This is a genomic window from Delftia sp. RIT313 (assembly GCF_000632165.1).
GTDB lineage: Bacteria > Pseudomonadota > Gammaproteobacteria > Burkholderiales > Burkholderiaceae_C > Comamonas > Comamonas acidovorans.
Map to the genome: position 1 here is coordinate 62,980 of NZ_JFYT01000045.1, position 9,391 is coordinate 72,370.

9 protein-coding genes and 1 pseudogene are annotated in these 9,391 nt (G+C 66.5%); 8 read left to right on the forward strand and 2 right to left on the reverse strand.

Features of this window, described 5'->3' with window-relative positions; translation table 11 throughout:
• The first annotated feature begins 189 nt into the window (after positions 1-189).
• The gene (locus tag BW39_RS12520; protein WP_012203420.1) at positions 190-507 is read left to right on the forward strand and encodes a hypothetical protein; all 318 of its coding nucleotides are present in this window, start codon (positions 190-192) and stop codon (positions 505-507) included.
• Positions 508-581: 74 nt separating this feature from the next.
• Here BW39_RS12520 and mpl read toward each other — a convergent pair whose 3' ends face one another.
• Complete coding sequence (gene mpl / locus BW39_RS12525) at positions 582-2,021, reverse strand: UDP-N-acetylmuramate:L-alanyl-gamma-D-glutamyl-meso-diaminopimelate ligase (RefSeq protein WP_043822042.1); 1,440 nt, start codon at positions 2,019-2,021, stop codon at positions 582-584.
• Positions 2,022-2,265: 244 nt separating this feature from the next.
• On the opposite strand from mpl, the gene BW39_RS12530 reads away from it, so the two are divergent.
• The 7 genes from BW39_RS12530 (at position 2,266) to BW39_RS12560 (ending at position 8,917) form a co-directional block, all read left to right on the forward strand.
• Positions 2,266-2,874: a hypothetical protein gene (locus tag BW39_RS12530; protein ID WP_043822044.1), complete on the forward strand. Its 609-nt coding sequence runs from the start codon at positions 2,266-2,268 to the stop codon at positions 2,872-2,874.
• Between the two features lie 46 nt (positions 2,875-2,920).
• The gene (locus BW39_RS12535; protein WP_043822045.1) at positions 2,921-3,421 is read left to right on the forward strand and encodes a TlpA family protein disulfide reductase; all 501 of its coding nucleotides are present in this window, start codon (positions 2,921-2,923) and stop codon (positions 3,419-3,421) included.
• Positions 3,422-3,566: 145 nt separating this feature from the next.
• A complete protein-coding gene (accB, locus tag BW39_RS12540) occupies positions 3,567-4,031 on the forward strand; it encodes an acetyl-CoA carboxylase biotin carboxyl carrier protein (RefSeq protein WP_043822046.1) in 465 nt (154 codons plus the stop codon).
• A 132-nt stretch (positions 4,032-4,163) separates the two neighbouring features.
• The gene (accC, locus tag BW39_RS12545; protein WP_012203425.1) at positions 4,164-5,528 is read left to right on the forward strand and encodes an acetyl-CoA carboxylase biotin carboxylase subunit; all 1,365 of its coding nucleotides are present in this window, start codon (positions 4,164-4,166) and stop codon (positions 5,526-5,528) included.
• Between the two features lie 84 nt (positions 5,529-5,612).
• Complete coding sequence (prmA, locus tag BW39_RS12550; RefSeq protein WP_012203426.1) at positions 5,613-6,503, forward strand: 50S ribosomal protein L11 methyltransferase; 891 nt, start codon at positions 5,613-5,615, stop codon at positions 6,501-6,503.
• Between the two features lie 75 nt (positions 6,504-6,578).
• Positions 6,579-7,979, forward strand: a complete 1,401-nt coding sequence (locus tag BW39_RS12555) for a zinc-ribbon and DUF3426 domain-containing protein (protein WP_043822048.1) — start codon at positions 6,579-6,581, stop codon at positions 7,977-7,979.
• A gap of 35 nt (positions 7,980-8,014) precedes the next feature.
• Positions 8,015-8,917: a carbohydrate kinase family protein gene (locus BW39_RS12560; protein WP_012203428.1), complete on the forward strand. Its 903-nt coding sequence runs from the start codon at positions 8,015-8,017 to the stop codon at positions 8,915-8,917.
• Positions 8,918-9,099: 182 nt separating this feature from the next.
• On the opposite strand, the pseudogene BW39_RS31980 reads toward BW39_RS12560, so the two are convergent.
• Positions 9,100-9,391, reverse strand: a pseudogene (locus tag BW39_RS31980) (hypothetical protein); the annotation flags it as partial.

Sequence of the window (9,391 nt, forward strand, 5' to 3'; positions counted from 1 at the left end):
TGGCAGGCCTTGAAACACCTGCTGGCGGCAGTGCCGGCTCCAGCGCCGGTGCCAGTCTCTGGCACTTGAGGCATGTCAGCTTGCCCGGGGTGTGGAAAAGGCGCTTGCGGTTAAGCTCAGGGCATGAGTGACAGCCCTGTCTGCATGAGCAGGCACAGGGCCGTATCCCGTAATGAAGAGAGGAGTTCCATGCGCAGCGAAGTGATTGTGGTGTTGGATGCCGGACAAGAGTACCGCACGGACACCAGCGGGCTCACCCCCATGAGTTCCGATGAAGGACGGCATTGGCTGGACCAGCAGTTCATCTCCATGGACTGCGAACCCCTGCGCGCCAGCGGCAAGGTTCTGCTGGCCGACAAGCTGGTGGTGGTGGCGCGTGCGGCGCGTTCGCGCTCCGGGCTGTTCGACGACGAGCAATGGCGCAACAGCTATGCCGTGGCCGCCCAGGCCGTGCTGTCCAAGCCGCTGATCCGTGTCGATGTGCCGGCCATGTCCATCAGTTACTGACGACGGACAGATAGCGATACAGCAAAGAAGCCTGGGCATGACCCGGGCTTCTTTCATTGGGGGCTGTGCCCGGTTCAGCCTGCGGCCTGCAGCGCCGCCAGCAGCTTGGGGTGAATGCCACCGAAGCCGCCATTGCTCATGCACACCACGTGGTCGCCGGGGCGGGCGGCAGCGCGGATCTGCCCGATCAGCGTATCGATGTCTGCAGCCACCTGCGCCTTGTGGCCGGCTCCCACGCCCAGGGGGCGCAGCGCCTCGGCAGCATCCCAGTCCAGGCCGGCAGTGTGGCAGAACACCAGATCGGCGCTTTCCAGGGCCCAGGGCAGTTGCGACTTCATGGTGCCCAGCTTCATGGTGTTGCTGCGCGGCTCGAACACCGCCAGGATGCGTGCCTGGCTGCCGAGCTTGCGGCGCAGGCCGTCCAGCGTGGTGCGGATGGCCGTGGGATGGTGGGCGAAGTCGTCGTAGACGGACACGCCACCCGCCATGCCGCGCAGCTCCATGCGTCGCTTGACGTTCTGAAAGCGCGCCAGCGCTTCGCAGGCCTGCGCCGGCGTCACGCCCACATGCTCGGCCGCTGCAATGGCGGCCAGCGCATTGAGCTGGTTGTGCTCCCCGGTCAGTGCCCATTCCAGGCGCGCGACCTTGTGGCCACGGTGCAGCACGTCGAAGGCGCTGGGATCGCCCTGGGCACTGAAATCGCTGACCACCGCACCGAAGCTGGAGACCTCGCTCCAGCAGCCCTGGTGCAGCACGCGGGTGATGCTTTCCTCTATGCCGTTGACCACCAGCCGCCCGGAGGCGGGAACGGTGCGCACGAGATGGTGGAACTGGCGTTCGATGGCGCCGAGGTCCTCGAAGATGTCGGCGTGGTCGAACTCCAGGTTGTTGAGCACGGCCGTGCGCGGGCGGTAGTGCACGAACTTGCTGCGCTTGTCGAAAAAGGCCGTGTCGTATTCATCGGCCTCGATGACGAAGACGGGCTCCGCGCCGGCCGGCCCCTGGCCTGGCGTCGGACGGCTGGATGCGCCCAGGCGGGCCGAGACGCCGAAGTCCAGTGGCACGCCGCCGACCAGAAAGCCCGGAGCCAGGCCTGCGCATTCGAGAATCCAGGCCAGCATCGACGTCGTGGTCGTCTTGCCGTGGGTGCCGGCCACGGCCAGCACATGGCGCGGGCAGGACGGATGGTGCAGCACCTGTTCGCAAAGCCATTGCGGACCGCTGGTGTAGGGGGCGCCGCTTTCAAGAATCGCCTCCATCAGCGGGAACTTGGGGCTGCCGTCGGGCAGCCGCGCGCGGCTGACCACGTTGCCCACGACATACATGTCGGGTTGCAGGGCCATCTGGTCGGCGCCGTAGCCCTCGATCAGGTCGATGCCCAGTGCACGCAACTGATCGCTCATCGGCGGATAGACGCCAGCGTCGCAGCCTGTGACGCGGTGCCCAGCCTCGCGCGCCAGTGCGGCCAGTCCGCCCATGAAGGTGCCGCAGATGCCCAGAATATGTATGTGCATGGCCGGGCATTCTACGGTTGCCGTCATGTCCGGGAGGGCTGTCCTGCAAAAACAGGAGCTTGCGGCCCAGCAGGCACCGGGTCCCGGAAACACAAGGTTGCGAAATCGCCGGTGCAAGGCGCTGGCGGGAACGTGCAAAGCCCGTCCGCGGCCGGCGGTGCCGCGGCTTGGGTCACAATGGCCCGGGGCCATCCACAGGGAAGGCCTCTTATATATATGTAGGGATACAGCGGATCGGAAAGCCATGGACCAAGCCACTGCCGAAATTGCCCAGACCGCGGCCCGCCTCGTGGTCGAGGAAGGGCTGGAATGGGGGGCGGCCAAGCACCGCGCACTTCGCCAACTGGGGCTGCCCGCGCGCACCGCGCTGCCGGGCAACGACCTGGTGGAAGAGGCCGTGCGCGAATACATTGCCCTGTTCTGCGCCGACACCCAGCCCCAGGAACTGCAGGCCCTGCGCGAACTGGCCCTGCAATGGATGGACCGCCTGGCCGAGTTCCGGCCCCATCTGGCCGGCGCCGTCTGGCGCGGCACAGCCACCCGCCTGTCCGATGTTTACCTGCAGCTGTTCTGCGACGACCCCAAGTCGGCCGAGATCGCGCTGATCAACCAGCATGTGGAGTACGAACCCAGCACCGTCACCGGCTTTACGGGGCAGGCCGTGGAGGCCTTGAGCATCCACGCCTTCTGCCGCCCTTTGAACGAGTCCGTGGGCGTGCATCTGCTGGTGTATGACCATGATGATCTGCGTGGCGCACTCAAGCCCGACGGCCAGGGGCGCAGCCCGCGCGGCAGCGCCGAGGCGCTGCGCAGGCTGTTGGATCAGGATGAAGAGGAGGCCGACCGTGGCTGATTCAGTGGATGCAGGGCAAAACACATCTTCCCGCCGCCGTTGGCTGATGGGCGGCGTTGCCGCCGCCGCAGGCCTGGGTGGAGCAGGGTTTGCGTGGTGGCGTTTTCAGCCGCACGCCATGGATGCCAGTGCCGAAGAGCAGCTGTGGCAGCAGCGCTTCATCACGCCCGATGGCTCGGCCATGACGCTGTCACGCTGGCGCGGCAAGCCGGTGCTGGTCAATTTCTGGGCCACCTGGTGCCCGCCCTGCGTGCGCGAGCTGCCCATGCTCGATGCCTTCTCGGCGCGCCAAAACCAGCATGGTATTCAGGTCATTGGCCTGGCCGTGGACAAGCCGGAGGCCGTGCAGCGCTTCCTGGGTCGCACACCCCTGCGTTACCCTGTGGCGCTGGCGGTGGAAGGCGGTCTGGGCCTGACCCGCTCGCTGGGCAATCTGCAGGGCGGACTGCCCTTCACCGTGCTGCTCGGCGAAGATGGCATGGTGCAGCAACGTAAAATAGGTGAGCTTACTACCGAAGATCTGGCTTCCTGGAGCGCAAAAGGCTGATTTTTCGCATCGCCGAAGCTGTGAAAGCTCAGGAAATGCCCTGAATTCCATGGCGACGTTGATGAAAAATATGCCTCAAAGCACGCAGAAGGGCGAAATTGGAGTAAATTCGCGCCCTATTTAGTTGTTAGCCGCTGGAGCTCCCATGGATTTGCGAAAACTCAAGACCCTCATTGATCTGGTGTCCGAATCGAACGTGTCGGAACTGGAGATCACCGAAGCAGAGGGCAAGGTCCGGATCGTCAAGAGCGAAGGCGCCGTGGTGCAGCACTATGTGGCAGCGCCCATGCAGGCTCCCATGGCCGCGCCGATGACGGCACCCGTCGCCGCTGCCCCCGCAGCGCCCGTGGCGGCACCGGCCGAGGCAGCCGTCTCCGGCCACGTGGTGAAGTCGCCCATGGTCGGCACTTTCTACCGCGCCTCCAGCCCTGGCGGCAAGCCCTTCGTGGAAGTGGGCAACCAGGTCAAGGAAGGCGAGACCATCTGCATCATCGAGGCGATGAAGATTCTCAACGAGATCGAAGCCGACAAGAGCGGCACGATCACGCGCATCCTGGGCGAAAACGGCCAGGCGGTAGAGTACGGCCAGCCCCTGTTCGTGATCGAGTAACCTGCAGGCGAGCGATGCCGCAAGCGGCACGACGCCCTGGCGCGAACGCATGCCGCGGCGCGACAGAGCAATTGGCTCAACTGACGGCTTCGGCCTGCGTACCGGCGCAGGCACCAAGTCGCGAGGACCTTCATGTTTAAGAAAATTTTGGTTGCCAACCGGGGCGAGATTGCCCTGCGCATCCAGCGCGCCTGCCGTGAACTGGGCATCAAGGCGGTGATGGTGTATTCCGAGGCCGACCGTGACGCAAAGTACGTCAAGCTGGCCGATGAGGCCGTGTGCATCGGCCCCGCTCCTTCGCCGCTGAGCTACCTCAACATGCCGGCCATCATCTCGGCCGCCGAGGTGACCGACGCCGAGGCCATCCATCCCGGCTACGGCTTTCTCAGCGAGAACGCCGACTTTGCCGAGCGCGTGGAAAAGAGCGGTTTCACCTTCATCGGCCCCACGCCCGAGAACATCCGCACCATGGGTGACAAGGTCTCGGCCAAGCAGGCCATGATCAAGGCGGGCGTCCCCTGCGTGCCCGGCTCGGATGGCGAGCTGCCTGACGATCCCGTGCAGATCCGCCGCATCGCCAAGGCCGTGGGCTATCCGGTGATCATCAAGGCCGCAGGCGGCGGCGGTGGCCGTGGCATGCGCGTGGTGCATACCGAGGCGGCGCTGATCAATGCCGTGCAGATGACCAAGGCCGAGGCCGGTGCGGCCTTCGGCAATCCGGCCGTCTACATGGAAAAGTTCCTGCAGAACCCGCGCCATGTGGAAATCCAGATCCTGGCGGACAACCACCGCAACGCGGTCTACCTGGGCGAGCGCGACTGCTCCATGCAGCGCCGCCACCAGAAGGTCATCGAGGAAGCGCCGGCTCCGGGCATTCCGCGCCGCCTGGTCGAGAAGATCGGCGAGCGCTGCGCCGCTGCCTGCAAGAAGCTGGGCTACCGTGGCGCCGGCACCTTCGAGTTCCTCTTTGAAAACGGCGAGTTCTACTTCATCGAGATGAACACCCGCGTTCAGGTGGAGCATCCGGTGACCGAACTGATCACGGGCGTGGACATCGTGCGCACCCAGATCATGGTGGCCGCAGGCGAGAAGCTGCCCTTCACCCAGCGCCAGATCAATGCCCAGCTCAAGGGCCATGCGATCGAGTGCCGCGTGAACGCCGAGGATCCCTACAACTTCATGCCGTCGCCGGGCCGCATCACCATGTGGCATGCCCCCGGTGGCCCCGGCGTGCGCGTGGACTCGCACGTCTACAACAACTACTTCGTGCCGCCGAACTACGACTCCATGATCGGCAAGATCATCGTCCATGGCGACACGCGCGAGCAGGCGCTGGCGCGCATGCGCACGGCGCTGCTGGAGACCGTGGTCGAAGGCATCAAGACCAATATCCCGCTGCATCAGGATCTGATGGTGGACGCCAAGTTCATGGAAGGCGGCACCAACATCCATTACCTGGAAGAGTGGCTGGCGCACCGCAACGCCAACAAGCGTTGAGCAGGTTGCCCGATTGACCCTGCATGCTGGCCCCCGGCGACGGCGGCCAGCATTTTCATTTATTGCATAGAAAAGGATGGGCCCATGTTCGAGTTGAGCCTGCTGTGCCCGGAAGACCGGGTTGAGACCGTCAGCGATGCGCTGGATGCGCTGGACGCCCTGAGCGTATCGGTGGAGGATGCCGACGCGCAGACCGAGGCCGAGCAAGCCCTGTTCGGCGAGCCCGGCATGCCGCCGCCCAAGGACGGATGGCAGCGCAGCCGCCTGGTGGCACTGTTCCCCTCGCAGCAAGCGGCCGAAGAGGCGCGTGATCTGCTGCTGCCCCAGGACTTCTTCGAGGGCTGCAGCATCATCGCCGTCAAGCAGGTGCCGGAGCAGGACTGGGTGCGCCTGACGCAGTCGCAGTTCGCCCCGGTGGACATCACGCCCGAATTCTGGATTGTTCCCACCTGGCACGAGCTGCCGCCCGAGGCGCGCGTGAGCATCCGCCTGGACCCGGGCCTGGCCTTTGGCACGGGCACGCACCCGACCACGCGCATGTGCCTGCGCTGGATCGCCCGCCAGCCGCAAGGCAGTCTTGGTCGCACGCTGGACTACGGCTGCGGCTCGGGCATCCTGGCCATTGGCGCAGCCAAGTTCGGTGCCACCGACATCGACGCGGTGGACATCGACCCGGCAGCCGTGGAGTCCACGCGCTACAACGCCGATGCCAACGCTGTGCAACTGAAAGCGGGCCTGCCCGATGCCGGCAACGGCGAGTACCGCACCGTGCTGGCCAACATCCTGGCCACACCGCTCAAGGTGCTGGCGCCGCTGCTGTGCGGCCGCGTGGCAGCGGGTGGAAGCCTGGTGCTGGCCGGTATCCTGGAGCGCCAGGCCGACGAGCTCAAGGAGGCCTATGCGCCGTACCTGGCGCTGGAAGTGGCCGACAGCGAAGATGGCTGGATCCTGATGACCGCGCGCCGCGCGGCCTGATTTCCAGCCCGAGTCCCCGCGCGGCCGCCGCCTTCGTGGCGCGGGCCGCGAGCAGCTGCCTACAATCGATCGCTGATGAGCCAAGTCACCCGCTGTCCTGCCTGTGGAACCCGCTTCAAAGTGGTGGCCGACCAGCTGCGAATTTCGCAGGGGTGGGTGCGCTGCGGCGTCTGCCATGAAGTGTTCGATGCCTCCGAGGATCTGCAGCCCCTGCCCACGGCACCTGTGAATGCGGCCGGCACCTCGGTGGCCGGCACTCCGGTGGCCGGCGGGGCATCGCACAACCCGGTCGAATTCGAGGACGATGACATCCGCGAATTCAGGGAATCCATGTGGCTGCCGACGGCGCCGAGCGGATTGCCGGGGCGGGGCGCATCGGGGCCTGCTGCACCTGTTGCACCCTCTGTACCTGCCGCACCTGCCGCACCTGCCGCACCTGCCGCACCTGCGGTATCCACCGCAACCACGGCTGCGGCTGCCAGGGCCGAGCCTTCGCCGTCCATGCCGCCGGCCGAGGTGCTGGCTCCTGAGGCTCCGCCTCCGTCCTCCGTGACCGCGAAGGACCCCTCCGCCAGCGCCGCCGAAGAGTCGGGCAGCGCGCTGCCTGGAGCGTCGCTGGTGGACGAGATCCTGGCTGCGTCCCAGGCAGCGCCGAAGTCCCCGCCCGCCGCACAGGCCGAGCAAGCCGTTGACGGCCTGCTCGGACCCGAGCCTGACACTGCGGCTCCTGTGCCCGCACCGGCAAAGGATGAGGAAAGCGCGCCGTTCACACGGCCCCATAAGCCATCTGACAAGCCATCCGACAAGTCGTCCGATGCGCCTGCGCCGTCCGTGCCAACCGGCCTGCTCCGGGAATCGGAGCCGCAGGCGCAGGCCTCCGTGCCTTCGCCAGAGTTCTCCCGCTGGCCGGACAGCGATGGCGAGGGCAGCGGTGAGGCTGCGGCCGCGCTGCCCGAGGCCGAGCCCGGCTTTGTGCGCCAGGCGCGGCGCAAGGCCTTCTGGCGCCGGCCTGCCGTGCGCGTGGCGCTTGTGCTGGGCAGCCTGCTGGGCGTGGGCGCCTTGGCAGGCCAGGTCATGTGGGGCCAGCGCGATGCGCTGGCCGTGCAGCATCCTTCGCTGGCGCCCGCGCTGCAGGCCCTGTGCGCCATGGCGGGCTGCGAGCTGCAGCCACGCCGCCAGATCGGCGATGTGGTGATCGGCAGTTCGGGTTTTCGGCAGCTGCCGCGCAACGGCCAGTACCAATGGAGCCTGAGCCTGGAGAACCGCTCGGACTTCCCCGTTGCCATGCCCGCTGTCGAACTCACGCTCACCGATGCCCAGGACAAGCTGCTGCTGCGGCGCGTGATCCGGCTTGACCAGTTCGGCGCGCCCGCGCAGATCGAGGGCCATGGCGAGTGGAGCGTGACGGCCCCGGTCGAAGTGCAAGGCCTGGAGGCGGCCGTTGCCGGCTATCGCGCCCTGGTTTTTTATCCCTGAATCCCCCTGACTTTTCAAGAAAGCCGAGACACACCATGGCCGCTCTCATCTGCGGATCGCTTGCGTTCGACAACATCATGACCTTCGAGGGAAGGTTTGCCGACCAGATCCTGCCTGACCAGTTGCACATCCTCAATGTGTCCTTCCTGGTGCCCACGTTGCGCCGCGATTTCGGCGGCTGCGCGGGCAACATCGCCTACGCTTTGCGCTTGCTGGGCGGCGATGCCTGGCCCATGGCCATGGTGGGCAGCGACGGCGCCGACTATGTGCAGCGCCTCGACGAACTGGGCGTGCAGACCGCGCACATCGGCCAGCTGCAGGACACGCACACGGCCCAGTGCATGATCATGACGGACCGTGACAACAACCAGATCACGGCCTTCCACCCGGGTGCCATGATGCAGGCCCACGGCAACCGCATCACGCCAGAGCTCAAGGAGCAGGTGCGCGTGGGCATCATTGCACCCGATGGCCGCCAGGCCATGCTCGAGCATGCCCAGCAGTTCAAGGCGGCCGGCATTCCCTTTGTGTTCGATCCGGGCCAGGGCCTGCCCATGTTCGATGGCCAGGAGCTGCGCAGCTTCATCGAGCAGGCTGACTGGGTAGCCGTGAACGACTACGAGGCCCGCATGCTCAGCGAGCGCACGGGCTGGAGCCTGGAACAGATTTCCGGGCAGGTGCAAGGCCTGGTGGTGACGCTGGGGGCAGAGGGCTGCGAGGTCTGGGTGCAAGGCGCCAAGACCCTGGTGGCGCCGGTGCAGCCCGCCGCCGTGGTCGATCCCACGGGATGTGGCGACGCATGGCGTGGCGCCATGCTGTTCGGCCTGGAGCGTGGCTGGGACCTGGTGCGTTGCGCCGAACTGGGCAACCGCCTGGGCGCGCTCAAGATTGCCAGCCGTGGCCCGCAGAACTACGTGCTGGACTTCGCCCAGCCCTGAAGCCGGGATCACCGGCCGGCGGCGCAGCCGCGGTCTTCACAATGAAAGATGGCCCCCACGCTTGCCTCGCTGCGCAAGGACCGCTGCCCCCCGAGGGGGCACTTTTCATCTTGGGGCGGCCCGGCGATGAAAAAAGCCCGACTCCAAAGAGCCGGGCTTTTTGCTTTGAGACCGGAAAAGTCTCAGGGCTTGTTGCCTGTGGGGAAGGGCCATGCGGCTTGGGGAGCCAGGCGGGTTTGCGCGATGGGCGCGGGTGCGGCAGCGGGAGCTGCAGGCGCGGCAGCGGCGGGAGCTGCTGCGGCCTTCTTGGGGGCAGCGGCCTTCTTCGGGGCTGCAGCCTTCTTGGCGGGAGCGGCAGGAGCTGCTGCGGCCTTTGCGGGCGCCGCGGCAGGCCTGGAAGCCGCGGAGGGCTTCTTGGCGGCAGCAGGGGCCGCAGCCCTTTTGGCGGGGGCCCGGGGCTTTTTCGCGGGAAGT